This is a genomic window from Promicromonospora soli, assembly GCF_014653785.1.
Lineage (GTDB): Bacteria > Actinomycetota > Actinomycetes > Actinomycetales > Cellulomonadaceae > Promicromonospora > Promicromonospora soli.
In genome coordinates this window covers 122,896-148,150 of sequence record NZ_BNAS01000004.1, presented here as the reverse complement: position 1 = coordinate 148,150, position 25,255 = coordinate 122,896, and the positions used below count along the sequence as shown (strand labels likewise).

Annotated in this window: 22 protein-coding genes; 12 read left to right on the top strand and 10 right to left on the bottom strand. The window is 72.4% G+C overall.

What is annotated here, in order from left to right:
• The first annotated feature begins 69 nt into the window (after positions 1–69).
• Entirely contained in the window at positions 70–2,691 is a 2,622-nt protein-coding gene (locus tag IE250_RS13790) for an FtsK/SpoIIIE family DNA translocase (RefSeq protein WP_189669869.1), read from the top strand.
• Positions 2,692–2,774: 83 nt separating this feature from the next.
• Here the strand turns inward: IE250_RS13790 and IE250_RS13785 are convergent, their stop codons facing one another.
• Positions 2,775–4,049 carry a CapA family protein gene (locus tag IE250_RS13785; protein ID WP_189669868.1) on the bottom strand — a complete coding sequence of 425 codons (1,275 nt, stop codon included), beginning with the start codon at positions 4,047–4,049 and terminating at the stop codon, positions 2,775–2,777.
• A gap of 92 nt (positions 4,050–4,141) precedes the next feature.
• Here IE250_RS13785 and pgsA point away from each other — a divergent pair, with 92 nt between their 5' ends.
• From pgsA to IE250_RS13770, 3 genes are all read left to right on the top strand, one after another.
• The gene (pgsA, locus tag IE250_RS13780; RefSeq protein WP_189669867.1) at positions 4,142–4,732 is read left to right on the top strand and encodes a CDP-diacylglycerol--glycerol-3-phosphate 3-phosphatidyltransferase; all 591 of its coding nucleotides are present in this window, start codon (positions 4,142–4,144) and stop codon (positions 4,730–4,732) included.
• On the top strand, positions 4,729–5,250 hold the full coding sequence (locus IE250_RS13775; RefSeq protein ID WP_189669866.1) for a CinA family protein: 522 nt from the start codon (positions 4,729–4,731) through the stop codon (positions 5,248–5,250). The genes pgsA and IE250_RS13775 overlap by 4 nt, the downstream gene beginning before the upstream one ends.
• Positions 5,251–5,497: 247 nt before the next feature.
• The gene (locus IE250_RS13770; protein ID WP_189669865.1) at positions 5,498–5,851 is read left to right on the top strand and encodes a helix-turn-helix domain-containing protein; all 354 of its coding nucleotides are present in this window, start codon (positions 5,498–5,500) and stop codon (positions 5,849–5,851) included.
• Positions 5,852–5,944: 93 nt separating this feature from the next.
• Here the strand turns inward: IE250_RS13770 and IE250_RS13765 are convergent, their stop codons facing one another.
• Together IE250_RS13765 and IE250_RS13760 are read right to left on the bottom strand one after the other, a co-directional pair.
• On the bottom strand, positions 5,945–6,742 hold the full coding sequence (locus IE250_RS13765; protein ID WP_189669864.1) for a DNA-formamidopyrimidine glycosylase family protein: 798 nt from the start codon (positions 6,740–6,742) through the stop codon (positions 5,945–5,947).
• A 168-nt stretch (positions 6,743–6,910) separates the two neighbouring features.
• Positions 6,911–11,986, bottom strand: coding sequence for an Lhr family helicase (locus tag IE250_RS13760; protein WP_189669863.1), 5,076 nt, complete (start codon positions 11,984–11,986; stop codon positions 6,911–6,913).
• A 77-nt stretch (positions 11,987–12,063) separates the two neighbouring features.
• On the opposite strand from IE250_RS13760, the gene IE250_RS13755 reads away from it, so the two are divergent.
• From IE250_RS13755 to IE250_RS13745, 3 genes are all read left to right on the top strand, one after another.
• Complete coding sequence (locus tag IE250_RS13755; RefSeq protein ID WP_189669862.1) at positions 12,064–12,300, top strand: DUF3046 domain-containing protein; 237 nt, start codon at positions 12,064–12,066, stop codon at positions 12,298–12,300.
• A 248-nt stretch (positions 12,301–12,548) separates the two neighbouring features.
• The gene (recA, locus tag IE250_RS13750) at positions 12,549–13,769 is read left to right on the top strand and encodes a recombinase RecA (protein ID WP_189669861.1); all 1,221 of its coding nucleotides are present in this window, start codon (positions 12,549–12,551) and stop codon (positions 13,767–13,769) included.
• 34 nt (positions 13,770–13,803) lie between these two features.
• Positions 13,804–14,439 (top strand): regulatory protein RecX, encoded by a 636-nt coding sequence (locus IE250_RS13745; RefSeq protein WP_189669860.1) that lies wholly within the window; start codon positions 13,804–13,806, stop codon positions 14,437–14,439.
• Positions 14,440–14,584: 145 nt separating this feature from the next.
• Here IE250_RS13745 and IE250_RS13740 read toward each other — a convergent pair whose 3' ends face one another.
• From IE250_RS13740 to IE250_RS13725, 4 genes are all read right to left on the bottom strand, one after another.
• Entirely contained in the window at positions 14,585–15,496 is a 912-nt protein-coding gene (locus IE250_RS13740) for an amino acid ABC transporter permease (RefSeq protein ID WP_189669859.1), read from the bottom strand.
• Entirely contained in the window at positions 15,493–16,182 is a 690-nt protein-coding gene (locus IE250_RS13735; protein ID WP_189669858.1) for an amino acid ABC transporter permease, read from the bottom strand. Before IE250_RS13735 ends, IE250_RS13740 begins: the two co-directional genes overlap by 4 nt.
• A 137-nt stretch (positions 16,183–16,319) precedes the next feature.
• A complete protein-coding gene (locus IE250_RS13730; RefSeq protein ID WP_189669857.1) occupies positions 16,320–17,177 on the bottom strand; it encodes a glutamate ABC transporter substrate-binding protein in 858 nt (285 codons plus the stop codon).
• 80 nt (positions 17,178–17,257) lie between these two features.
• Entirely contained in the window at positions 17,258–18,073 is an 816-nt protein-coding gene (locus IE250_RS13725; RefSeq protein WP_229872450.1) for an amino acid ABC transporter ATP-binding protein, read from the bottom strand.
• A 138-nt stretch (positions 18,074–18,211) separates the two neighbouring features.
• Here IE250_RS13725 and miaB point away from each other — a divergent pair, with 138 nt between their 5' ends.
• A complete protein-coding gene (miaB, locus tag IE250_RS13720; protein WP_189669856.1) occupies positions 18,212–19,891 on the top strand; it encodes a tRNA (N6-isopentenyl adenosine(37)-C2)-methylthiotransferase MiaB in 1,680 nt (559 codons plus the stop codon).
• Between the two features lie 36 nt (positions 19,892–19,927).
• Here the strand turns inward: miaB and IE250_RS13715 are convergent, their stop codons facing one another.
• Entirely contained in the window at positions 19,928–20,506 is a 579-nt protein-coding gene (locus tag IE250_RS13715; RefSeq protein ID WP_189669855.1) for a type III secretion system chaperone family protein, read from the bottom strand.
• Entirely contained in the window at positions 20,503–21,102 is a 600-nt protein-coding gene (locus tag IE250_RS13710) for a type III secretion system chaperone family protein (RefSeq protein ID WP_229872449.1), read from the bottom strand. Before IE250_RS13710 ends, IE250_RS13715 begins: the two co-directional genes overlap by 4 nt.
• A gap of 120 nt (positions 21,103–21,222) precedes the next feature.
• Here IE250_RS13710 and IE250_RS13705 point away from each other — a divergent pair, with 120 nt between their 5' ends.
• The 3 genes from IE250_RS13705 to dapF all read left to right on the top strand — a co-directional run bounded on the left by IE250_RS13705 (position 21,223) and on the right by dapF (position 23,958).
• Entirely contained in the window at positions 21,223–21,855 is a 633-nt protein-coding gene (locus IE250_RS13705; protein WP_189669854.1) for a hypothetical protein, read from the top strand.
• A gap of 94 nt (positions 21,856–21,949) precedes the next feature.
• Positions 21,950–22,996, top strand: coding sequence for a tRNA (adenosine(37)-N6)-dimethylallyltransferase MiaA (miaA, locus tag IE250_RS13700; protein ID WP_189669853.1), 1,047 nt, complete (start codon positions 21,950–21,952; stop codon positions 22,994–22,996).
• A complete protein-coding gene (dapF, locus tag IE250_RS13695) occupies positions 22,993–23,958 on the top strand; it encodes a diaminopimelate epimerase (protein ID WP_189669852.1) in 966 nt (321 codons plus the stop codon). Before miaA ends, dapF begins: the two co-directional genes overlap by 4 nt.
• A 12-nt stretch (positions 23,959–23,970) precedes the next feature.
• On the opposite strand, the gene IE250_RS13690 is transcribed toward dapF, so the two are convergent.
• Entirely contained in the window at positions 23,971–24,570 is a 600-nt protein-coding gene (locus tag IE250_RS13690) for a class I SAM-dependent methyltransferase (RefSeq protein WP_189669851.1), read from the bottom strand.
• Between the two features lie 52 nt (positions 24,571–24,622).
• Between IE250_RS13690 and IE250_RS13685 the strand changes: the two genes are divergently transcribed.
• On the top strand, positions 24,623–25,228 hold the full coding sequence (locus IE250_RS13685) for a GNAT family N-acetyltransferase (protein WP_189669850.1): 606 nt from the start codon (positions 24,623–24,625) through the stop codon (positions 25,226–25,228).
• Positions 25,229–25,255 lie beyond the last annotated feature (27 nt).

The window sequence follows — 25,255 nt, the reverse complement described above, 5'->3', positions numbered from 1 at the left end:
CCCAAGGCTGCGTCCGCACCGTCCCGCCCACCGTGGCCGGTCCGGGCGCTGCGCGGGCTGTGGATGGGTATGGCACACGCCGTCGGCGGCGCGACCCGCGCCGCCGGGCCGCGCGCCACGCCGGACGCGTCCGAGGGCGGCGCGCAGAACGTGGAACAGCAGGGAGGGCAGGAACTGGAACCGGACCACCGGCGCGACGGCGTCGGCTTCGCACTTCTCGCCGTGGCGGTGATCGTCGCCGCGCGTGAGTGGTGGGGCATCGAGGGCGCGTTCGGCGTCGGCGTGCACGCCGTGGTCGCGGGCACGTTCGGCGTCGCAGGTGTGGCCCTGCCCGTGCTGCTCATGTGGCTCGCCTTCCGGGTCATGCGCCACCCCGAGCGCGCCCAGCAGAACGGCCGCGTCGCGATCGGCCTCAGCTTCCTGGTGGTCGCCACCTGCTCCCTGGTGCACATCAGCGCCGGCCTGCCCTCACCCGCCGACGGCTTCACCCCGGTGCAGGACGCCGGCGGCGTGATCGGGTTCCTCTTCGCTACCCCGGTGGTCACCGGCCTGACGCAGTGGTTCGCGATCCCGCTGTACGTGCTGGCCGGGTTCTTCGGCATCCTCATCGTCACCGCGACGCCGGTGCACCGGATCCCGGCGCGCCTGCGCGGCCTGTACGACCGGCTCACCGGCAACCACCGCGAGCCTGTCGCCGCCACGACCGAGGGTGGGCTCGCCCTGGCCGAGGGCGTCTCGCCGCACGACGGCGCGGCAGGGACCACGAAGCGACGCAAGCGCCGCACCAGGGAGGAGATCGCCGCCGAGAAGGAGCGCCTGGCCGGGTTCGTGGGTGACGAGGCCTTCGAGAAGGCCGCCGAGGTGGAGGCCGCCGAGCGCGCCGCGAAGGCGGGCAAGCTCACCACGCAGCGCATCCCGACCAGCGAGTCCGCAGGCAAGGTCACGGGGGCTCCCGCCATCGGCCCCGGGGTGCTCGGGCCCGACGGCGAGCGTGCGAAGCCGGCCGGCGCCGACGGGCTCAAGCCGCCGCAGGCCGGCGCGCCGATCCCGCGGGGCGTGCAGCCCATGCTGGAGGGCGACACGGTCTACCTGCTGCCCGACGAGGACGTGCTGGTGCAGGGGCCGCCGCACAAGGCGCGGTCGGCCGCGAACGACCGGGTGGTCGAGTCGCTGACCGGCGTGTTCGAGCAGTTCGGCGTCGATGCGAAGGTCACCGGCTTCAGCCGCGGGCCGACGGTCACCCGGTACGAGGTCGAGGTCGGCGCCAAGACCAAGGTCGAGCGCATCACGTCGCTGTCCAACAACATCGCGTACGCGGTGGCGAGCGCGGACGTGCGCATCCTGTCACCGATCCCCGGCAAGTCCGCGATCGGCATCGAGATCCCGAACTCCGACCGCGAGACCGTCGTGCTGGGCGACGTGCTGCGCTCCGGCGCCGCGCGGCGCACCGAGCACCCCATGGTGATGGGCGTGGGCAAGGACGTCGAGGGCGGCTACGTGGTCGCGAACCTCGCAAAGATGCCGCACATCCTCGTGGCGGGAGCCACCGGCGCGGGCAAGTCGAGCTTCATCAACTCGATGATCACGTCCATCCTCATGCGGTCGACGCCCGAGCAGGTGCGCCTCATCCTGGTGGACCCCAAGCGCGTCGAGCTCACGATCTACGAGGGCATCCCGCACCTCATCACGCCGATCATCACCAGCCCCAAGAAGGCCGCCGAGGCCCTCGACTGGGTGGTGCGCGAGATGGACGCGCGGTACGACGACCTGGCGATGTTCGGCTACAAGCACGTCGACGACTTCAACACCGCGGTGCGGGCAGGCAAGGTCAAGCCGCAGCCGGGCTCCGAGCGCAAGATCGCGCCGTACCCGTACCTGCTCGTGGTGGTCGACGAGCTGGCGGACCTCATGATGGTCGCCCCGCGCGACGTCGAGGCCTCGATCCAGCGCATCACCCAGCTCGCACGCGCCGCCGGCATCCACCTCGTGCTGGCGACGCAGCGCCCGTCCGTCGACGTGGTGACCGGCCTCATCAAGGCGAACGTGCCCTCGCGGCTCGCGTTCGCGACCTCCTCGCTCGCGGACTCGCGCGTGGTCCTGGACCAGCCGGGTGCCGAGAAGCTCATCGGCCAGGGTGACGCGCTGTTCCTGCCGATGGGCGCGGCCAAGCCGATGCGCGTCCAGGGCGCCTGGGTCACCGAGTCCGAGGTGCACGAGGTCGTCGAGCACGTGAAGAGCCAGCTCAAGCCGATCTACCGCGAGGACGTCGCAGCGCCCGCCGCGGCCAAGAAGCAGGTCGACGAGGACATCGGCGACGACCTCGACCTGCTGCTGCAGGCCACCGAGCTCGTGGTGACCACCCAGTTCGGGTCCACGTCCATGCTGCAGCGCAAGCTTCGCGTGGGTTTCGCGAAGGCGGGGCGGCTCATGGACCTCCTGGAGTCCCGGGAGATCGTCGGGCCCTCGGAGGGCTCCAAGGCGCGCGACGTGCTGGTGTCCGCCGACGAGCTGCCGTCCGCGCTCGCGCTCATCCGCGGCGAGCCCGCCCAGGTCTTCGACCAGGCGGCGTCCGACGACGACGGTGCGGCCGAGGCGGCATACGCGGCCGAGGACCAGTACGCCGAGGGGACGGACGGCCACATGCCGCCCGTCGCCAGGGACTATCACGACGACGCCGAAGCGATGCGCTGACCTGCCACATGTCCGCAGGTGTCGGGCGCTCAGGTCACTGAAGGTGACCTGAGCGCCCGACCGGTCGGCCGAGGCCCGACAGGTCAGCGGTCCCGTTGGACGACGACTGGCGGGCCGCCCGTGGGACGGGGCGGCGTGCGCTGCTCCTTCGCGGCGTCCCCGGCCGCCTCCCGCGCGATCTGGAGCCGCTCCCGCAGGTCGGCGACCGTGAGCCGCCCGCTGCCCGGGTGCGCGAGCGCGTCGCGCGTGCCGCGCAGCCGGTGCCCGGCGGCGAGGTCGACCGTCGTCGCCGCCCAGCGCACGCCCGTGACCCGAGCGGGCCCGCGGGGCGGCTGGACGATGTCTGCGACCAGCAGCAGCCCGACGGCGGTGGCCCACGTACCGCAGCAGTCCGCTCCCTGGTTGGAGAGGAGGTTGCCCAGGCCGTGGGCCACCCACATCCCGTCACCCCCTGGGCCGCCGCGCAGCCGCGTGACCCGCTGCGGGACGTGCGCGTGGTGACCGATCACGAGGTCCACCTGCCGGGAGCGGGCCAGGGCCCGTGTCGTGTCCTGCTGGTGCGGGGTGGTATCGGCGACGTACTCGTAGCCGTCGTGCAGGCTGACCACCACGAGGTCCGCCCCCGCGGCCCGGGCAGCCTTGGCCTGCCGGACGATCCGCCGGGTGTCGATCAGGTCCACCGACCAGGTCCCGCGGGGCGCGGTGAACCCGTTCAGCCCGTACGTCGCCGCGAGGTGGGCGACAGTGACGGTCCGGCCGTCCCGGCGCAGCTCGTAGTACTGGGCGCTGAGCGACTCGCGTCGGTCGCGCGCGGTACCGACGTGGCCCATCCCGGCACGGTCCAGCGCCCGGAGCGTCGCCGCGATGCCGTCGTACCCGGCGTCGGCCGCGTGGTTCGACGCCGTCGAGCAGCCGTCCCAGCCCTGCTCGCCCAGGTCGCGGACCAGCTCCCGGGGCGCGGCGAACACGGGGTAGCCCGCCGCCGGCGTGCCCGGCGGCGCGACCGGCGCCTCCAGGTGGCACAGGGCCAGGTCCGCGCCGGCCACCCAGGGATCGACGCCCGCCAGCAGCGGCGAGTAGTCGATACCGGCCGGTCCGGTCGCGGACTCGTTGACGGGGCCATGGGGCAGGACGTCGCCCCCGGCGAGCAGGGTGAGCTCGATGTCCTGCTCCGGCGGGTCCGGAGCGACGGGGGGTGCCGACGGCTCCGTCGACGGGGTCGCGCTCGCGCTGCCGGTGACGGCTGGAGGCGTTGCCGTGACCGGGCCGCGGACCGGCGTGCAGCCCGCGGCCGTGGTGACGAGAGCGCCGGCCAGTGCAGCGGACGCGAGGAGCCGCAGGACGCGGACGGTGGTCACGTCCGGATGCTATTGCAGGCCGACCGCAGGAGCGAGCCTCCTGACGCGCCGAGCCGTACGGGAGGCGGGTGAACCGCCGTTAGGCTTGAGCAATGGTCAACGATGCACCGTCACCGTGGAACATTGCGAACGTCGTGACGATGATCCGCATCGTAATGGTCCCGTTCTTCGCCTGGGCGCTCCTCGCCGAGGGCGGGGACTCCGTCACATGGCGCCTGATCGCCACGGCGCTGTTCGTGGTCGCCGCGCTCTCCGACAAGGTGGACGGCTACCTCGCCCGGTCGCGTGGTCTGGTCACCGACCTGGGCAAGCTGCTCGACCCGATCGCGGACAAGCTCCTCATCGGTGCCGCCCTGATCCTGCTCTGGATCCCGCTCGGCGAGCTGCCGTGGTGGATCCCGGTGGTGATCCTGGTGCGTGAGCTCGGCATCACGTTCATGCGCATGGGGATGCTCAAGTACGAGGTGATGCCGGCCTCGCGGGGCGGCAAGCTCAAGACTGTTCTGCAGTCCGTGGCGATCTCGCTGTTCCTGCTGCCGCGCGAAGGCCTCGACTGGCTCACGGTGATCGCCTGGATCGTGCTGATCGCCGCGTTCGTCGTGACGGTCGTGACGGGCGTCGAGTACGTGTACCAGGGCTGGAAGATCCGCCAGAACGCCCGGGCCAAGGCATCGACCACATGACCGCGGCCCGGCTCCTGGCCGCGGCGGCGGCGCGGGGGTGGACCCTCGGGGTGGCCGAGTCGCTCACGGGCGGGCTCGTCACGGCGGCTCTGGTGTCGGTGCCGGGTGCGTCCAGTGTGCTGCGCGGCGGCGTCGTCGCCTATGCCACGGATCTGAAGGCAGAGATGCTCGGTGTGGACGCGGAGCTGCTTGCCGAGCGGGGCGCGGTGGACGAGGCGGTCGCTGCGCAGATGGCGGCGGGCGTGCGCAAGGCGACGGGCGCCGATGTGGGCCTCGCCACGACCGGCGTCGCGGGACCGGAACCTCAGGACGGTCAAGAGCCGGGTGTGGTGTTCGTTGCGGTGAGTACCCCGGTGGCGACCGAGGTGCACCGTCTGGACCTCGACGGCGATCGGTCCCGGGTGATCGGTGACGCCGCACGCGGGGTGCTCGAGCTGGCGTTGATGCTCGTCAGCGAGTCACCGGGTGAAAACCTCGAGGCAGACCAGTCTGCATTTCCCGAAGTTACAGACATGTGAAACTTCTTGGCCTAATCTTGCACAGGGCTTGACGTGAGTGCACTTCGGGAACAAGGCTCATATCCACAGCGTTGGTCCCGGTGTGATCACGAACAGGCCGACCACCCGGAGCCGGCGCAAGAACTCTTCGAGCGCGGGGTACGGTAGAACGACCTCCGTTCACGGAGGCCGCACCACACGCAAGGCACGTCCGGCCCAGGCTGGGCAGGGCGTGAGTTCAGGGACAGGCACCGAAAGGGGGCGCGAGATGGTCGTACTACGGCGAGAAATCGGAGACGTGCTGCGTGACACGCGGCAGCGTCAGGGGCGCACCCTGCGAGAGGTGTCGTCGGCGGCGCGAGTGTCGCTGGGTTACCTCAGTGAGGTGGAGCGTGGCCAGAAGGAGGCGTCGTCCGAGCTCCTCGGCTCCATCTGCGAGGCGCTCGACGTGCCGCTGTCCTTGGTGCTGCGTGAGGTGAGCGACCGCGTGGCGGTGGCCGAAGGATTCCAGATCCCCGACACGATCCCGGCGGACTTCGTCGCTGGGCTGCTGGCCAGGGGAGGCGACCGGTCCGCAGCGCGGCGGGGGGTCGACCAGACGGACCTGGCACCGGTCGGCTGAGCCGACAGGCTCGAAGTAGAACTGCAGCGAGAAAGAACCAGGGTGGGACCCCGCATATCGGGGGTCCCACCCTGGTTCTTTCTCGCTGCAGCTCTACTTCGAGCTAGGGGCTTGGCAGGACGGGCACCAGTACACGGGGCGCTCGTACGGCTTCTCGTTCGCCGAGCCGACGCCGATCGGTGTGCCGCACCGGCGGCAGGGCCGGCCGGCCCTGCCGTGCACATGCATCTCGACGGCGCCCATGCCGCGGGCGCGGCCCACGGCGACGCTGCGCTCCATGAGCCTGCGAGCGGTCCGGAGCAGGTCGTCGCGCTCTTCCTCGGACAGCGAGCCGGCCGCCGCCCAGGGCCACAGGCGCCGTGAGAACAGTGACTCGGCCATCCAGATGGTGCCGATACCGGCGACGGTGCGCTGGTCCATCAGGGCGGCGCAGAGCGGCCGCTCGTACTCGCGGACGAGGCGCGCGGCGGCCTCGGGCAGGCCGGTGGTGGGGAAGTCGTCGCCGAGGACGTCCGGCCCCAGCCCGCTGAGGATGCGGGACTCGTCGTGGGTACGCAGCAGGTCGAGCATCCCGAGATGCCATCCCGTGGCGGTCCAGGCGTCCGTCGCGAGCACTGCGCGGATGGCGGGATTGCGGGCCGATGCGTCGCGGGAACCGGTGCGGTGGACCTTCCAGAGCCCCTCCATGCGCAGGTGCGTGTGCAGGGTGCGGCCGTCGTCGAGCCGGGTGAGCAGGTGCTTGCCGTAGGCGGTGGTCTCCAGCGCCGTGGCGCCCGTCAGGTTCGCGGCGCCGGCGCTGGGCCAGCGCAGCTCCGCACGGACGAGCGGCATGCCGCGCAGCGCTGCGGTGAGACGCTCGGCTGTGAGGCGCAGTACATCGCCCTCGGGCACGAATGCTCCCCTCGTCGTGGGGCTACAGCGTAGTGCGCGCCCCGGCCGGGGAAGGGTGCGCAACCGGCATATCACCCACCTGAAGTGGACGGACCCACAACCGGCGCGTGCCGCGCGCGGAGCCCGTCCACTTCGGCACCGCCCTGGCGGCCGAGCCGGGGGTGGTGCTCAGCGGATCGAGATCCGCAGACCCCGTGGTGTGACCGCGAAGCCCGCCTCCACGAGCGCGCGCGCCACCGGATGGTGTCGCGCCGCTTCCAGCGCGGGCACGCCGTCGACCCGCTGGACCACCAGCCGCCCGAGCCGGCCTTCGCGGACGGTACGGGCCAGGACCGCGGCAGCGGCCGCGAGCCGCGCGGGGCTCTGCGTGAACGACAGCACCGTGCGCCCGCCCCGCTCGACGAACAAGGCGAGGTCACCATGGGTGAGCACGACTACCGCCCCGGCCTTGCGGCCCGGCCGGTGGGCCGAGACGGGCTTGCCGTCGCCGGCCACCTCCGACGCCGGCCCGTCGTCCGACGCCGCGTCTGCCGCGACGCGTTCGGTCGGGCCGCCGGATGCGCTGCGGGACGCGCCGTCCGACGCCGGGCCCGCAGGCCAGGCGAGGGCCGCACCGTACGGGTTCGCGGGGTCCATCGCGGCGAGCACGACGGCACCGCTCGTGCTGCTCGCGCCGGTCGCCGTCGCGACGGCGGTAGTCCGCTCCGCGACCTCCAGCTCCGCCTCGACGACCCGCGCACGGTCCTGAGCGTCGACCCGCAGGCGGTCGACGGCGCCGGGCAGGGCGAACTGCGAGCCGCCCAGATGCTCCACGAAGTACCCCCGGCGCACCGTTCCGCGTTCCTCCAGGCCGGAGAGCACGCGGTACACGTCGCGGTAGCCGGCCCCGACGCCCTCGGCCGCCGCGGCGGACCGGGTCAGGACGCCGTGCCGTTCGAGGAGCACCTGGGTCAGGGCGTGCGCGCGCAGGGTGGGGTCGGCCTCGCGCAGGGGGAGGGCGGCCCACCGGCCACCGCCTCCCGGGGTCGAGGTGCCTGCCCGGAGGGCCGAGGCCGGGCGTCCCGGCGACACGGCGAACCGTGACCGCCGCACCGGCCGCGCCCGCGCCGCGGTGCGGGGCGCACGATGGGCACCGGCGCCGCTGACCCGCTCCCGGAGCGCCCCCAGCCCGTCGTTGGTGACCTGTCCGGCCCACACGAGGTCCCACAGCACCTCGAGCACGGCGTCCGGCTCGGCTCCGGTGAGCTCGGCGACGCGGGGCAGGAAGAAGCCGCCCGACCCCGTCAGCAGGTCCAGCACTGCACGGTGGAGCGCGGAGTCGAGCGGGCTCTCCTCCTCGACGGGTTCGAGCGGGGGGAGGGTGAGCGGGACGCCGTCGGCCAGGTGGAGCGACACCAGCCCGTCGCCGCCGCCCGAACCGGGCAGGCGGGAGTGCCCGGACCACAGCACCTCGCCCGCGACCGTCAGCTCGTCGAGCAGGGCGGGGGAGTAGTCGGTCACCCGGGCGGGCAGCACGAGGGTCTCCAGGGCCGACGCCGGGACCGCCGCGCCCGCGAGCTGCTCGATCGCCTGCACCAGCCCGTCCGGGCCGCGCAGCAGTCCCGTGGAGACGTTCTGCCAGCGGGGCAGGAAGGCGCCGAGGGCCTCCTGCTCCACGGGCTCCACCTCGGCCCGCAGGGCCGCCAGCGAACGTCGCCGGAGCAGGCGCAGCACCCCGGGGTCACACCATTCGTCTCCGGTGCCGCCGAGCGCGCCGGGCCGGAGCCGCCCGCGCGCGAGGGCGCCGTCTGCCTCGAGCCGGGCCAGCCCGTGGGCGACGATCGCGACGCCGAGCCCGAACCGCTGGGCTGCCGCCGACGCGCCGAACGGCCCGTGCGTGCGGGCGTGGCGACGCAGGAGGTCGCCGAGCGGGTCCGGTACGAGCTCGGTGAACGTCTCGGGGATGCCCACGGGTAGCGCCACGCCGAGCGCGTCACGCAGGCGCCCGGCGTCCTCCGCGACTGCCCACTGCTCCGCGCCGGCGAACCGGACGCGGATGACCCGACGGGCCGCCTCCAGACCGTCGAGCCAGTGGGCCACGGCGTGCCGGGCCTCCTCGCGGGTGCGCGCCTCCAGGGCGTCGAGCGGATGCGGGCCCGTGCGCCGGAGCAGGTCCCACAGGCCCTCGGCGTCCCGCGCCTGCCGGTCGGGCGCGAGCCCGGCCAGCTCGGCCTCCGTGCGCTCCACGGCGCCCGGGTCCAGGAGGTCCGCCAGGTCGGCCGAGCCCTGCTCCCCGAGCAGCTCGGCGAGCAGCTCCGGGTCGAGCGACAGCGCGGCCGCACGGCGTTCGGCCAGGGGCGCGTCGCCGTCGTACAGGAACTGGGCCGTGTAGCCGAACAGGAGCGACTGCGCGAACGGCGACGGCGTGGGCGTCGTGACCTCCACGACCCGGACGCCGCCCGCGGCGATCTCGCGCATGAGGTCGGCCAGGGCGGTGACGTCGAAGTCGTCCTGCAGGCACTCGCGGGCCGCCTCCAGCACTATCGGGAAGTCCGGGAACTGGCTCGCCACCTCCAGCAGCTGGGCGGACCGCTGGCGCTGCTGCCACAGCGGCTGCCGCTTGTCCGGCCGACGCCGGGGCAGCAGGAGGGCGCGAGCCGCTGCCTCGCGGAACCGCGCGGCGAACATCACCGACGAGCCCAGCTCGTCCCGCACGGCACCGAGCACCTCGTCCGGGTCCAGGAGCAGGTCCTCGAGGGTGACCCGCCCGGATGTGTGCTGCGCGTGCGCCGGCTCGCCGTCGCTGCCGAAGCCGTCCGCGGACGGGGCGGCGCTCACGTCCCACGGGTCGCCCTCCCAGCCGCCGCTGGAGTCCGGCAGCCGCAGCACTATCCCGTCGTCCGAGTGCATGGCGGCCACGTCCAGGCCGAACCGCGCCCGCAGCCGGGCGGCGATCACGAGCGCCCACGGCGCGTGCACGCGCGCGCCGAGCGGCGAGTGGATCACCACGCGCCAGTCGCCGAGCTCGTCCCGGAACCGTTCCACCACCACCGTGCGGTCGTCGGGCACACGGCCCGTGCCCAGCCGCTGCTCGGTGAGGTACGCGGCGAGGTTGTCCGCGGCCCAGTCGTCGAGACCGGCCTCGCGCAGGTGCTTGCGCCCGGCGCTGGGGTCGGCGGCCAGGGCGGCGTCGGCCTCGCGGACGAACGCGCCGACCGCGCGCCCGAGCTCGGCCGGGCGGCCCGGGGCGTCACCCTTCCAGAAGGGCAGGCGTCCGGGCAGGCCGGGCGCCGGGGTGACCAGCACGCGGTCGGTGGTGATCTCCTCGATGCGCCACGTGCTCGACCCCAGCGTGAACGTGTCGCCGACACGGGACTCGTAGACCATCTCCTCGTCGAGCTCGCCGACCCGCTTGCCGCCGCGGTTGCGGTTGGTGCCGCCGCTCCCCGTCACGCTGTCGGTGAGCGTTGTACCGCCGTCAGGCGTCTCCGTGGCGAGGAATACGCCGTAGGCCCCCTTGTCCGGGATGGTGCCGCCGCTCGTGGCGGCCAGCCGCAGCGCGCCGGGCCGGCCGTGCAGCATGCCTGTGGCGCGGTCCCAGATGATGCGGGCGCGGAGCTCGGCGAAGTCCTCGCTGGGGTAGCGGCCCGCGAGCATGTCGAGCACCGCACGCCACGTGGCGTCGCCGAGGTGTGCGAACGGCGCGGCACGGCGGACCAGGGCGAGCAGGTCGGCCTCGTTCCAGTCGTCCATGGCGAGCGCGGCCACCACCTGCTGCGCCAGGACGTCGAGCGGGTTGGTGGGGACGTGCATGTGCTCGATCGCGCCCGTACGCATGCGCTGCGCGATGACGGTCGCCGGCACGAGGTCGCCCCGGAACAGCGGGAAGACGACGCCCTTGGACACCGCGCCCACCTGGTGCCCCGCGCGGCCGATGCGCTGCAGCCCGCTCGCGACCGACGGCGGAGCCCCGACCTGGACAACGAGGTCTACCGCACCCATGTCGATGCCCAGCTCCAGGGAGGACGTGGCGACCACGGCGGGCAGCCGGCCCTCCTTCAGCTCCGTCTCGGTGCGGGTGCGCTCCGCGCGGCTCATCGACCCATGGTGGGCGCGCGCCAGGACTGTCTCACCCTGGCCCGGGACGGCCTCGGGCATGCCGCGTTCCCCGGGCACGGGCCGGGGGATGCCGGCGGCGGTGCCCGACTGGCCCGGCACCAGTGCGGCCCAGGTGCCTGCCGGGTCGGCGATGTCCAGCCCCTGACGCTGCGCCCAGACCTCGTTCATGCGGGCGGTCAGCCGCTCCGCCCCCCGCCGGTTGTTCGTGAAGACGATGGTGGAGGTGTGGTCGGCCACGAGGTCGACCACGCGCTCCTCGACGTGCGGCCAGACCGATGCCCGGCGCAGCGGGCGTGTGGCCTCGCCCGACAGGTCGATCTCCTGGCCGTCCGGCGCGGACGAGTCGGCGTCGGACAGGTCGGGGGTGGGCGCGCTGTCGAGGTCAGCGAGGTCCGGGACGGGCACGACGACGTCGATGGCCCACTCCTTGTGCGACGGCGGCTGCACGACGGCGACCTCGCGCGCCGAGGCGCCGTTGCGCCCGCCGCCGAGGAACCGGGCCACGGCCTCGACCGGGCGCACCGTTGCGGACAGGCCGATGCGCTGCGCCGGCCGGTCGAGCAGGGCGTCGAGCCGCTCCAGGCTGAGGGCGAGGTGTGCGCCGCGCTTGGTGCCCGCGACGGCATGGATCTCGTCGAGCACCACGGTCTCCACGCCTGCGAGCCCGGCGCGGGCCGACGAGGTGAGGATGAGGTAGAGCGACTCCGGCGTGGTGACGAGGATGTCCGGCGGGCGGGTGGCGAACGAGCGCCGCTCGTTGGCGGGCGTGTCACCCGTGCGCATGCCGACGGTGACGTCCGGGACCTCGATGCCGTCCCTGGCCGCGGCCTGCCGGATGCCCGTCAGCGGGGAGCGCAGGTTGCGCTGGACGTCCGCGGCCAGGGCTTTGAGCGGCGACACGTACAGGACACGGCAGCGGCTTGCCCGCTCCTTGGGCGGGGGAGCCGACATGATCCGGTCGATCGACCAGAGGAACGCCGCGAGCGTCTTGCCCGACCCGGTCGGCGCCACCACGAGTGCGTGCTGGTCGCGCGCGACGGCGTCCCACGCACCGGCCTGGGCGGCGGTGGGCTGGGCGAACGCTCCGGTGAACCACGTGCGGGTGGCGGGTCCGAACCGGGAGAGCGAGCCGTCGGGCGTTGGCATGGACCCATTCTGTCCCCGACCACTGACACGAACCGGGACGCGCTCAGGACCAGCGTCGGGGGACGTAGGGTTGACCAGTGCGCGAACGGGATTTCTGGCAGCTGATCGACGAGGTCTTCGGTCCCGCATACGGGCGTGCTCTCGCGCGGGAGCAGATGCTGCCCGCGCTCGACGGCCGCACCCCGGCGGTCGCCCTGGACGACGGCGACGAGCCGCGCGACGTGTGGCACGCGCTGTGCGATGCGCTCGACGTGCCCGACACCGAGCGGTGGGGCAAGGACAAGCACCGGCAGGCTCCGCCGCCCCGCCGGTAAGCGGAACCCGAGCCGGCGAGCGGATCCGCCGAGCCCGGTGAGATGTCCCACGACACACCGGTGTGTCCCGCCTTGCCTCGAACAGGCGTTCGGCTAGACTTTGACCACAGGCACGGATTTCGGAACGTCGTCCACAGGCGGCGGCCGGAGAAGGCGTTCGTGTCAGTGGCTCCGCGTACGGTCGTCACGACGTACAGAGCCATCCACGCCGGCGCACACAGAGCGCCCCGAAACCGAAGGTGTTGCACATGCCCGCACCAGCAGATCGCGACAAGGCCCTCGAAGCGGCCCTCGCTCAGATCGACCGCAGCTTTGGCAAGGGCTCGGTCATGCGCCTCGGCGACGAGATCCGGGCGCCCATCGAGGTGATCCCGACCGGCTCCATCGCCCTCGACGTGGCGCTCGGTATCGGCGGCCTGCCCCGCGGCCGCGTCGTCGAGATCTACGGTCCGGAGTCCTCGGGCAAGACGACCATCGCGCTGCACGCGGTGGCCAGCGCGCAGCGCCAGGGTGGCATCGCGGCGTTCATCGACGCCGAGCACGCGCTGGACCCGGACTACGCCAAGAAGCTCGGCGTCGACACCGACGCGCTCCTGGTCTCGCAGCCGGACACCGGCGAGCAGGCCCTGGAGATCACGGACATGCTGATCCGCTCCGGCGCGCTCGACATCATCGTGATCGACTCCGTCGCCGCACTGACACCCAAGGCCGAGATCGAGGGCGAGATGGGTGACAGCCACGTTGGTCTGCAGGCCCGCCTCATGTCGCAGGCCCTGCGCAAGATCACGGGTGCGCTCAGCTCGTCCGGGACGACGGCCATCTTCATCAACCAGCTGCGCGAGAAGATCGGCGTGTTCTTCGGCTCGCCCGAGACCACCACCGGTGGCAAGGCGCTGAAGTTCTACGCATCGGTCCGGCTCGACATCCGCCGCATCGAGACCCTCAAGGAGGGTACTGACGCGGTCGGCAACCGCACCCGGGTGAAGGTCGTCAAGAACAAGATGGCCCCGCCGTTCAAGCAGGCGGAGTTCGACATCCTGTACGGCCACGGCATCTCCCGCGAGGGCGGCCTCATCGACATGGGCGTGGAGCACGGCTTCGTGCGCAAGTCCGGTTCGTGGTTCACCTACGAGGGTGACCAGCTCGGCCAGGGCAAGGAGAACGCGCGGGCCTTCCTGCGCGACAACCCCGACCTCGCCAACGACATCGAGAAGCGCGTCAAGGAGAAGCTGGGCGTGGGACCGAAGGTCGACGCCCCGGCGGACCAGGGCACGGGTGCTGCTGCCGCCACGACCACCACCGAGACCGGACCGGCCACGGGCACCGTCGCGGCTGCGAGCTCATCCTCCCGGACGACCACCACGGCGAAGGCCACCAAGTCGACCGCCGCACGTTCAAGAGCCACCAAGCCGGCGGTGTCGAAGACCGCTGAGAAGGCGGAGGCGGCCGCCGAGAAGGCACCGTTCTGACGTGCAGTACGGTGATCCAGCGGATGGTCCCGGCGTGGGGAAGCGTCGGGGCCGTCCGGCCACCCAGGAGGGCGGCCGGACGGGCGGTCGCGGCCGTCGCGGCAGCGCCGACCGAGAGCCACGGCGAACCGTCGCGGAGCGCCTGGAGGCCGGCGAGATCAGCCGGGACGACGCCGTCGAGAAGGCCCGTGAGGCAGTCCTCCGGATCCTGACGGCCGCTCAGCGGTCCCGCCGCGAGCTCGAGCAGTCGCTGGCCCGTAAGGGGTACCCGGAGGACGTCGTCGTGCAGGTGCTCGACCGGTTCGACGAGGTGGGCCTGGTGGACGACGCGACGTACGCAGAGACCATCGTCCGCACCCGGCACGCCGAGCGGGGGCTTGCCCGCCGCGGCATCGCCGCGGAACTGCGCAGGCGGGGCATCAACGAGGACACGGCCACCGAGGCGCTGGACCAGCTCGACCCGGACGACGAGCGGGTAGCGGGCGCGAAGCTGGCCGCCAAGCTCATCACCCGCACGCGCGGTCTCGAACGGCAGGTGCGGGTGCGCCGCGCCGTCGGCTCGCTGGCCCGGAAGGGTTACGCGCCCGGCCTGGCGTTCGAGCTGGTCCGTGACGCGCTCGCCGCGGAGGGCGAGGAGACGGACGACCTGATGGGCGTCGAGATCGACTGAGCCGGCACGCAACCGCATCGGACGCGCCGCAACCGCATCGGGCGCGACACGCCAGAGACACGCCAGAGGCGCTCCAGCACACTTGCTGGAGCGCCTCTGGCACATCCGCCGAGGGCAGGGCATCGAGCGACGCCCACGCCTCGCGTCAGCCGCCGCCGATGCCCGAGCCTGGGCCAGGGCCCCCGCCAATCGGTCCACCGGCCACGGCCGCCGGGTTCCCGATGCCTGTGCCCTCGATCGTGGCCCCCGCCGTCCGGCTGGACAGCAGCCTCGCGAGCCGGTGCGCCAGAACGGTGAGCAGCCAGTTGATCACGATGAACACGATCGCCACGACGACCAGCGCCTGCAGCGGGTTCTGCTCCTTGGACGAGAGGATCTGGGCGGACCGGAGCAGCTCGGGGTAAAGGATGATCTGGCCGAGCGCCGAGTCCTTGAGCACCACCACGAGCTGTGACACCATCGCGGGGAGCATGGCGACGAGAGCCTGCGGAAGCTGGACCGAGCGGAGCGTCTGTCCGGGCGTCAGGCCGATCGAGAGCCCCGCCTCGCCCTGCCCCTTCGGTAGGTTTCCGACGCCGGCCCGGACCAGCTCCGCGATGACGGAGCCGTTGTACAGGACCAGAGCCACCACCACCGCTGCGAACGGCCGGTCGGCGATCCACTGGGCCTGCGCCGAGAAGAACATGTAGAAGAAGATCATCATCAGCAGCACGGGCACCGCGCGGAAGAACTCCACGATGACGCCCGAGAACCACCGGACCGCACGGATCTGCGACAGCCGTCCAACGCCGAAGACGATGCCGAAGACGACCGCCCCCACCGTGGCGAACAGCGCCGACCGCAGCGTGTTCTGCAGGCCCGGCAGGTAGTAGAACTGCCACGCCTCGGCGGATACGGCGTTCTGCCAGAGCGACGGTGCGAACTGACCCTTGGTGTACAGCACGTAGGCCACCCAGCAGAGCCCGGCGAGCACCGCCAGTGCTGAGACAATGTTGCCGACCCGTGCCCGTGCGCGGGCGCGCGGACCGGAAGTGTCGAAGAGGACGGACGCGGTCATCGCTTCACCGCCAGCTTGGTGGACAGCCAGGTAGTGGTCAGGCCGATCGGGATCACCAGGATGACGTAGCCGATCGCGAACAGCAGGAAGATCGCGACCATGAGGTCCGGCCGGAACTCGATCATGGTCCTCATCAGCGACGACGTCTCGTTCGCGACCGAGGCGGCGACTGCGACGGTCGAGTTCTTCAGCAGCGCGATGAGCGTGTTGCCGAGCGGCGCGATGGCGCCGCGGAACGCCTGCGGGAGGATGACCATGCTCGCCGCGGGCAGGAACGAGAGGCCGATCGCACGCGCGGCCTCGGCCTGGCCCACCGGCACGGTGTTCACGCCGGAGCGGATGGCCTCGCAGACGAACGCCGCGTGGTAGACGGCCAGGCCGATCACCGCGTACCAGAAGAACGTGGCGTTGAGGTCGTCCGAGAGAGCGATCCCGAGCTGCGCGAACACCACCAGGTACGTGAACGTGAGGATGATCGTCAGCGGCGTGTTGCGGAAGATGGTCACGTAGGCGGTACCGGCCCACTGGAGCGACGCGATGGGTGAGATGCGCATCAGCGCGAGAACGGTGCCGAGGACCAGGGACAGAATTGCGGCCCAGAACGTGAGCTGGATGTTGACCCAGAACGCGGCCAGCACGTCGTACTGCGCGAAGAGCTCGGCGAACCCGGCGAGGAGGTCGTCCACGGTCACCTTTCAGGAGGGATGGTCAGGGGCGTTGCGGCAGGGCCGACGACGCCCGGCGTGCCCGACGCGGGACCGGCGGCCGCCCGGGGGCGGATGGTCCGGCGTCGGGCACGGTGGTCAGACGTCGGTCAGGAAGGTCACTCGCACTCGTCCGGCGTCGGCGGGTTCAGCTCGTCGTTCGGGACGTAGCCGGTGCCCTCGGTGTTAGCGGTCACCAGCTCCTCCCAGGTCCCGTCCTCGATCATCTCGGTGATCGCGGCGTTGACCTCCTCGCAGGTGTCCGTGCTGCCGTCGGGCAGCCCCACGCCGTAGCGCTCCTCGGAGAACGGGTTGCCGACGACCTTGAACTTGCCGGCGTTCTCCTCGGCCGCGGCCAGGCCGGCGAGGATGATGTCGTCAGTGGTGACGGCGTCGACCGCGCCGGAGGCGAGGGCAGTCGCGCAGTCGGCGTAGCCAGGGCGCTCCACGAGCTGCACGCCCTCGGCGTACTCGGCCTTGATGTTCTCCGCCGAGGTCGATCCGGTGACCGAGCAGAGGTTCTTGCCCTCCAGGTCCTCCGGGCCCGTGATGTCGGTGTTGTCGACCGAGACCAGCAGGTCCTGGCCGGCGACGAAGTACGGGCCGGCGAAATCGATGAGCTCCTTGCGCTCGTCGTTGATCGAGTAGGTGGCGAAGATCATGTCCACTTCGTCGTTCTGCAGCGCCGTCTCGCGGTTGGCGGAGATGGTCTCGACCCATTCGATCTGGTCCTCGGCGTAGCCGAGCTTGTCAGCCACGTAGCGGGCGACATCGGTGTCGAAGCCAGTGAACGTGTCACCTTCCTGCAGGCCCAGGCCAGGCTGGTCGTACTTGATACCGATGCGGATGGTCTCGCCGCCGCCTGCGGCGGCAGTGTCGTCGCCAGTCGGCTCGCCGGGCTCGGCGCCGCCACAAGCTGACAGGACGAGAGAAGACGCCGCCGCAATCGCCAGCAGCCCCATGGTGTGCTTACGCATGATTCCCCTTCGGTAGTTCGGGTCCCGGTACGGAAACCCCTTGGCTGGGATCAGTCAGTGAAAGATCAGTCAGTGAATGATCAGTGAGTCAGGATCTTGGAGAGGAAGTCGCGCGCCCGCTCGCTCTTGGGCGCCGTGAAGAACTCCTCGGGCGGAGCTTCTTCGACGATCTGGCCGTCCGCCATGAAGACCACGCGGTTCGCGGCCTTGCGGGCGAAGCCCATCTCGTGCGTGACGACGATCATGGTCATGCCCTCCTGGGCGAGCGCCACCATGGCGTCGAGGACCTCGTTGATCATCTCGGGGTCGAGCGCCGACGTCGGCTCGTCGAAGAGCATGACCTTGGGCTGCATCGCGAGGGCACGTGCGATCGCCACGCGCTGCTGCTGGCCGCCCGACAGCTGTGCGGGCATCTTGCCCGCCTGGTTGCCGACACCCACGCGGTCGAGCAGCTTGCGGGCATGCTCCTCGGCGGCCTTCTTGCTCATCCCGCGGACCTTGCGCGGTCCGAGCGTCACGTTGTCGAGCACGGTCTTGTGCGCGAACAGGTTGAACGACTGGAAGACCATGCCGACCTCGGCCCGCAGCTTCGCGAGGGCCTTGCCCTCTTCGGGCAGCTCCTTGCCGTCGATGGCGATGGTGCCGTCGTCGATGGTCTCGAGGCGGTTGATCGCCCGGCACAGCGTGGACTTGCCGGAGCCGGACGGGCCGATCACGACCAGCACCTCGCCCTTGCGGACGGTGAGGTCGATGTTCTGCAAGACGTGCAGCGCGCCGAAGTGCTTGTTTACACGCTTCAGCTCCACGAGGGGCGCCCCGAGGGCGCGATCCGACGTCGGAGCGTCCGTGATCTCGTCGGCCGTCGGTTGGCCGGCGGCCGAGGTGCTCTGGTCCATCCCTTGAACCTAACGATCCGATGTTTCAACGGCCAAGTCGACCGGTCATCACAGCACAACGTTTCGGTAACAGATGCCCGCTATGCGAGAGAACGACCCTGTTCAGCGCGACTCGACAGGGGTCGTAAAATCGACGGGATGTCCACGACCACCCTCCCCACAGCCATGCTCGACGCCGCTGCGACCGACCCCGGGACCGACAGCGCCGTCCGCGATGACGCGTCCGAGCAGCCGCCGCGCACCTACCTGGTGCGCACCCTCGGGTGTCAGATGAACGTGCACGACTCGGAGCACATGGCCGGCATGCTCGAACAAGCCGGCTACACGCGTGCGTCCAGCCAGGACGAGGCGGCGAACGCGGCCGACGTCGTCGTGATCAACACGTGCGCCGTGCGCGAGAACGCCGCCACCAAGCTGTACGGGAACCTGGGCCAGCTCGCGAGCATCAAGGCGGCGCGTCCGGGCATGCAGATCGCCGTGGGCGGATGCCTGGCCCAGAAGGACCGCGGCGACATCGTGGCGAAGGCGCCGTGGGTCGACGTCGTGTTCGGCACGCACAACCTCGACGCACTGCCGGTGCTGCTGGAGCGCGCCCGGCACAACGAGGCGGCGCAGGTGGAGATCGCCGAGTCCCTGCAGGTCTTCCCGTCCACGCTGCCGACCAGGCGCGAGTCCGTCTACGCCGGCTGGGTCAGCATCTCGGTGGGCTGCAACAACACCTGCACGTTCTGCATAGTGCCGCACCTGCGGGGCAAGGAGCGTGACCGCCGTCCGGGCGAGATCCTCGCCGAGGTGGAGGCGCTCGTGGCCGCGGGCGCGATCGAGGTGACTCTGCTGGGGCAGAACGTGAACAGCTACGGCGTCGAGTTCGGCGACCGGGGCGCGTTCGCCAAGCTGCTGCGCGCGTGCGGCCGGATCGAGGGCCTGGAGCGGGTGCGGTTCACGTCCCCGCACCCGGCCGCGTTCACGGACGACGTCATCGCCGCCATGGCCGAGACCTCGAACGTGATGCCGCAGCTGCACATGCCGCTGCAGTCCGGCTCCGACCGGATCCTGCGCGCGATGCGCCGCTCCTACCGTTCGGAGAAGTTCCTCGGCATCCTCGACCGGGTCCGCGCAGCGATGCCGGACGCCTCGATCACCACCGACATCATCGTCGGCTTCCCGGGCGAGACCGAGGAGGACTTCGCCGAGACCCTGCGCGTCGTCGAGGCGTCCCGTTTCAGCTCGGCGTTCAGCTTCCAGTATTCGCCGCGCCCCGGCACGCCGGCCGCGACGATGGCGGACCAGCTGCCCAAGGAGGTGGTGCAGGAGCGGTTCGAGCGCCTGCTCGCCCTCCAGGAGCGCATCGGGGCGGAAGAGGCCGACAAGCAGGTGGGGCGCACGCTCGAGGTCCTCGTCGCCGAGGGGTCCGGCAGGAAGGACGGCGCGATGCACCGCCTGTCGGGCCGTGCCGCGGACAACCGTCTGGTGCACTTCGGCCTGCCCACGCTGCCCGACCCGGGCGCGCACCTCGCCGACGTCGACCTCACGCAGGCACCGACGAACCTGGACGACCCGCGGCTGGCCGGCGTCGTGCCCGAAGGGCTGCCGCGTCCCGGCGACATGGTGACCGTGACCGTGACAAAGGCCGCCCCGCACCACCTGCTGGCGGACTCGCCGTTGACCGACGGCCTGCCGGTGCGCCGGACCCGCTCGGGCGACGCCTGGGCGGCGCGGGAGAAGGCGCGGCTCGGCGGCGGAGAGGACGAGCACTCGCACGGCGCGCCTGCGCGGTCGGGCCCGGTCTCGCTGGGGCTGCCGACCCTGCGTCGCTGACGCGGGGCAGTCCCCATCAGGACTGGTGCGGCGCGGCTACTTCTCGTCAGGCGACGGATCGTCCGGCAACGGCTCGTCCGGCGGCGGTGCCAGCGAGGCGACCGTGGAGAAGAACTGGCTGGCCGTGACCAGCCCGCACGACACGGTCTGGGCGAGCTGCTCCTCGGTGGCGCCGTGCTCGAAGTCGACCGACACCTCGGCGTACAGGGCGAGGCCCGCGCCCTCCTCGCGCGTGTAGACCTTGGGCCAGATGCGCTCGCGGTTCCAGTCGTTGGCCGCCTGCAGCACGGCCAGCCGTGCGGCGGCGGGCAGCGCGCCGGCCCAGCGGCCGCGCACCTGCAGGATCTCGTCGTGCTCGCCGAGCAGCAGGAACCAGAACCGGTTGCCGTCCCAGGTGCCGGTGACGTCGCCGTCGTCGTCGATGCGGAAGCGGTAGCCGCGGCGGGAGAGGTCGTCGCCGACCCGCTGCGTCGTCAGCGGGCGCGGCTTCTCGATCGGGATGCTCCCGAGCGTGCGGGTTTGTGTCCCCGAAGTGCGCCGCGCCGCCGGCGGCCGCGGGTTGAGCAGTCGTGCGAGCCAGCGGCCGGCGCCGCCCCCGCCCAGGGCGGGGCTCATGGGGCGGACCTCAGCGGGTCGGGGAACGTCTCGTCGAGGTGCTCGAAGAACATGGAGCCGGTGGTCAGCCCGCACTGCAGCAGCTGGTCCAGCTGGTCCTCCGTGACGCCGTGCTCCAGGTCGACCGTGACCTCGGTGTAGACGAGCACAGCGCCGTTGTCGCGCACGCGGACGTAGGTCTTGGGCCAGATGCGCTCGGCGTTCCACTCGTTGCAGAGCTCGAGGATCTCCTCGAGCCGCTCGATCGTAAGGTCCCGGTGCCACTGCCCGCGCACCTGGAGCACCTCGGAGCTCTCGCCGACCATCAGGAAGTAGAAGAGCCAGCCGTGCCACAGCCCGCCGACATCGCCTTCGGAGTCCACGAAATAGCTGAACCCGTTCTCGCCCAGCCACTCGACGACGCGATCGCGAGTCAGCGGTTCTGGGATGGAGGAGGGATCGTCGAGGCCGCCCGTCAGCTCTCTGAGCAGCACGCCTTCGACCTGTGCCCGTAGCTCGTCATCGTCGAGTTCCCTGGGCTCGGGCTGTTGCGGGCCGGTGGCCGCACGGTCGCCGTCGCCCGTCGTGTTCCGGCGTCGTGACCCGAAGAACCTCACCTGCCCACAGTACCCGCCAGACCCGTTCCTCCGCTGCGCCGAACGCGGCGAAAGGGGGTGGAATCGGCCAGGAACGGCTCGGGGCCGCGGCCGGTGCTACTTTCGTCAATTGTGCGCGCCGTGATCCTGCCTGCGACCCCGCTGCTCGTTCCGGGGCTCGTCCTTGGCCTGCGGCCCGACCCGCTCGCGGGCGTCCGCGAGGCCGTGGCCGCCGCCCTGGCAGGGGTCACCGCGGGCGGCCGCGTGCCGTTGGTCCTGGCGCACGGCCCGGCGCTCCGGCACGGGCGCATGCGCCCTTCGCTGGCCGGTTCCGGCATCGGCGACCGCTGGCTGCCCGACCCTTCGCCAGGCTCGGGGCACCGCCCTTCGACAGGCTCGGGGTACCGCGCCGGAGCGGGCCTGCCCTGGGCCGACAGCGACCGTCCCGCCGCCGGCACGGGCGCCTCCGTGGCGCTGCTTGCGCTCGCGGACGTGCTTGGCGCGCGGGCCTCGGACGTCGAGGCGCTGGAGGTGCCGCCGGACTGGGCGCGGCTGGACGCCGGGCCCGCCGACCTGCTGCGCCTCGCCGACTGCCTGGTTGTCGCCGGCGGCGGAGTCCCCGGCGGGCTGGACAGCGGCCCGGACGCACTGACGGACGGCGTCCGGTCGGCACTGCGGATTGCGGGCGCCGACGGGTGGGCCCCGGACGTGCAGGTCTTCGAGCAGGCGCACGACCACCTGCCGCCGGAGTACCGGGTGACGATCCTGTCCTGACTGTCGTGACGGCCCCTGGCGGCACACGGCGTCCGGCCGGCGGCCGGTGGCGGGCCACGGGCAACGCCCCGGCGTCGGCCCGTAAAGTGGCCGCGTGATCGTCGTCGCCGTCGTGGGGCCTACCGCCACCGGAAAGTCGGACCTCGCCCTCGACCTGGCCCAGGCGCTGGGCGCCGTTCCCGCCCCGGGGAACTTCGCCACCCCCGGGCGCCCAGACGTCCCGGTGGGTCCCACCGGGACGGTGAACGCCGAGATCGTCAACGCCGACGCGTATCAGCTCTACCACGGCATGGACGTCGGCACGGCCAAGGTGCCGCCGGCTGAGCGACGCGGGATCGTGCACCACCAGCTCGACGTGCTGGACCCTCTGCAGGACGCGTCGGTGGCGCGCTACCAGGAAGCGGCGCGCGCCGACCTCGACGCGATCGCCGGGCGGGGTGCGCGCGCCGTCGTCGTCGGCGGGTCGGGGCTGTACGTGCGGGCGCTGCTCGACGCCATGGACTTCCCGGGCACCGATCCGGAGATCCGCGCCCGGCTCGAGGCGCGGGCCGAGGCCGAGGGCCGGCGCGCCCTGCACGCCGAGCTGGCCGGACTGGACCCGCAGGCCGCGACAAGCATCGGCCCGCACAACACGCGCCGCATCGTGCGCGCGCTGGAGGTCATCGAGATCACCGGCCGCCCGTACACGGCCAACCTGCCGCGCCAGGAGTACGTGCGCCCGGCGGTGCAGATCGGGCTGGACTGCTCGCGCGAGGTGCTCGACGCGCGGGTCGCGGGGCGCGTGGACCGCATGTGGGAGGCGGGCCTCGTGGACGAGGTGCGCGTTCTCGCAAGCCCGGAGCAGGGCGGCACCGGCACCGGCCTGGGCGTCACCGCCGCGCGTGCCGTCGGCTACGCCGAGGTGCTCGCCTGGTGGCGCGGCGAGTCCACCGAGGCAGAGGCCCGGGAGGCCGTCACCGCCAACACACGGCGCCTGGCGCGCAAGCAGATGGGCTGGTTCGGGCGCGACCCACGCGTGCACTGGCTCGATGCCGCATCGCCCCACCTGCTCGACGACGCCCTCGCGATCGTGGCGGCAGCCGACGCCGGGACCCTGCCGATTGCCGGAGCCGAGCCGGTGCGCCGTAGCCTGGGATCATGACGCAGCCCGCGACCAGCCCCGTGCCCTCCGTCCCGACGCCCGGCACGCTCGCCTTCACGAAGGGGCACGGCACGAAGAACGACTTCGTGCTGATCGCGGACCCCGAGGGCGTGCTCGACCTCGGCCCGGACGACGTGCGCCGGCTGGCCGACCGTCGGGCCGGGATCGGTGGCGACGGCGTGATCCGGCTTGCGCCGACAGCCGTTCTCGCCCGCGCGGGCGAGCAGGCCGCCCAGGACGCCCTGGCACAGGACCCGACAGCCGAGTGGTTCATGGACTACCGCAACGCCGACGGCTCGGTCGCCGAGATGTGCGGCAACGGCGTGCGCGTCTTCGCCGCGTTCGCGGAGCGCGAGGGGCTCGCCGACCTGTCCGCCGGGCCGCTGAGCCTCGGCACGCGGGCCGGTGTCAAGCGTGTGACCAAGGAGCCGGGCGGCTGGTACGCCGTCGACATGGGCCCCTGGTTCCTGCCCGGTGGCGAGGCCGCTGCGGCCGACGGGTACGACTCCGCAGTGGCGGTCCGCGGCTGGACCGCGCCCCGCCCGGCCCTGAGCGTGGACCTCGGCAACCCGCACACCGTCGTCGCCCTCGCGAGCCCCGAAGAGCTGGAGTCGCTCGAGCTCTTCCACGCCCCGGAGGTGGCGCCCCTGCCGCCGCACGGCACCAACGTCGAGCTCGTGGTGCCGCTCGGCGAGGAGGAGGGGCCTGACGGCGTCGTCGGCCGCCTGCGCATGCGGGTGCACGAGCGCGGGGTGGGGGAGACGCCGTCGTGCGGCACCGGTGCCTGCGCCGCGGCGCTCGCGGTGCGGACCTGGCAGGGCGGGTCGTCCGGCAACGGCGCTCCCGACACGTGGATCGTCGAGGTGCCGGGCGGCGAGGTGCGGGTCCGCCTCCTGCCGAGCGGCAACGTCGAGCTGGCGGGTCCGGCGGAGCTCGTCTACTCCGGGCGGGTCGCCCGCTAGGTCCAGCTCAGGTCAGCCCGCGACCCGCAGGATGCGGAACCCCTTGGACGACGCCTCCCGGTCGACCTGGAGGCCGAGGGAGTCGGTGATCCAGCGCGCGAGCGAGTCGGAGCCCAGGTTCTTCTGCACCACGAGCCACGCGTCCGCGCCGTCGGCCAGCCGGGGCAGCCACCGCGTCAGCAGGTCGTGCAGCGCCTGCTTGCCGACGCGGATCGGCGGGTTGGACCAGCACGTGTCGAACATGAGGCCCTCCGGCACGTCGTCGGGGAGGGCGGCACGGACGTTGCCCAGGCCGAGCCGCTCGGCATTGCGGCGCACCAGGTCGAGGGCCCGCTCGTTGACGTCGACGGCCCACACCGTGGCGTGCGGCGCCTCCAGCGCCAGGCTGATCGTGATGGGCCCCCACCCGCACCCCAGGTCGAGCAGGTTGCCCGATGGCGGGGGCGCCGGTACCCGGTCCAGCAGCACCGCCGTGCCCTTGTCGACACCTCCGGGCGAGAAGACCCCGGCCGCCACCTCGACCTCCAGCTCCCGACCGGCGAGGTGGACGGTGCGGGTGCGGCGCTCGTCGTCGGAGGCGGGCTGGGCGGTGAAGTAGTGGTCGGTGGACACCGGACGATCCTAGGCGCTTGCCGGTGGCCCTGACCGGTGCCAGCCTGCGGGCATGGAGATCGTTCCGGCCACCGAGGACCGGTGGGACGACGTGCAGACCGTGTTCGGCACGCGCGGCGGCCCGCACCACTGCCAGTGCCAGCGCATCCGGCTGGGGGACCGCGCCTGGTGGTACATGCCAGTGGAGGAGCGCGCCCACCACCTGCGCGAGCAGCTCGACGCCGGTTCGAGCGACGGCGAGACCGGTGGCGTCGCGCCGACGTCGGGCGCCCTGATCGCCTACGTCGACTCCGAGCCGGCCGGGTGGGTGGCGGTGGCGCCCCGCACCGAGTTCGTCCGGTACCGCGGCAGCCAGGTCCCGTGGGCGGGCCGGCACGAGGACAAGGACGACGACGGCGTGTGGGCGGTCACGTGCTTCGCGGTGCGCGTCGGCTACCGCAAGCAGGGGCTGATGTACGAGCTGGCGGCGGCCGCCGTCGGGCACGCGCGCGAGCGAGGCGCGATCGCGGTCGAGGGTTACCCGATAGTGCCGGACCCGGGCCAGCAGATCACGTGGGGCGAGGTCAACGTGGGCACGCCTGGCCCGTTCGCGGCGGCGGGTCTGACGGAGGTCAGCCGGCCGACGAAGCGGCGCAGGGTGATGCGCCTCGACTTCTGACCAGGGCTGCGTGACTCGCTCCGGAAA

Excerpts from the sequence above, each read along its gene's own strand:
- IE250_RS13790 (WP_189669869.1), top strand. The coding sequence starts at position 70 with ATGGCACACGCCGTCGGCGGCGCGACCCGCGCCGCCGGGCCGCGCGCC.
- pgsA (WP_189669867.1), top strand. The coding sequence starts at position 4,142 with ATGGTCAACGATGCACCGTCACCGTGGAACATTGCGAACGTCGTGACG.
- IE250_RS13775 (WP_189669866.1), top strand. The coding sequence starts at position 4,729 with ATGACCGCGGCCCGGCTCCTGGCCGCGGCGGCGGCGCGGGGGTGGACC.
- IE250_RS13770 (WP_189669865.1), top strand. The coding sequence starts at position 5,498 with ATGGTCGTACTACGGCGAGAAATCGGAGACGTGCTGCGTGACACGCGG.
- IE250_RS13760 (WP_189669863.1), bottom strand. The coding sequence starts at position 11,986 with ATGCCAACGCCCGACGGCTCGCTCTCCCGGTTCGGACCCGCCACCCGC.
- recA (WP_189669861.1), top strand. The coding sequence starts at position 12,549 with ATGCCCGCACCAGCAGATCGCGACAAGGCCCTCGAAGCGGCCCTCGCT.
- IE250_RS13740 (WP_189669859.1), bottom strand. The coding sequence starts at position 15,496 with ATGACCGCGTCCGTCCTCTTCGACACTTCCGGTCCGCGCGCCCGCGCA.
- IE250_RS13730 (WP_189669857.1), bottom strand. The coding sequence starts at position 17,177 with ATGCGTAAGCACACCATGGGGCTGCTGGCGATTGCGGCGGCGTCTTCT.
- IE250_RS13725 (WP_229872450.1), bottom strand. The coding sequence starts at position 18,073 with ATGGACCAGAGCACCTCGGCCGCCGGCCAACCGACGGCCGACGAGATC.
- miaB (WP_189669856.1), top strand. The coding sequence starts at position 18,212 with ATGTCCACGACCACCCTCCCCACAGCCATGCTCGACGCCGCTGCGACC.
- IE250_RS13715 (WP_189669855.1), bottom strand. The coding sequence starts at position 20,506 with ATGAGCCCCGCCCTGGGCGGGGGCGGCGCCGGCCGCTGGCTCGCACGA.
- dapF (WP_189669852.1), top strand. The coding sequence starts at position 22,993 with ATGACGCAGCCCGCGACCAGCCCCGTGCCCTCCGTCCCGACGCCCGGC.
- IE250_RS13685 (WP_189669850.1), top strand. The coding sequence starts at position 24,623 with ATGGAGATCGTTCCGGCCACCGAGGACCGGTGGGACGACGTGCAGACC.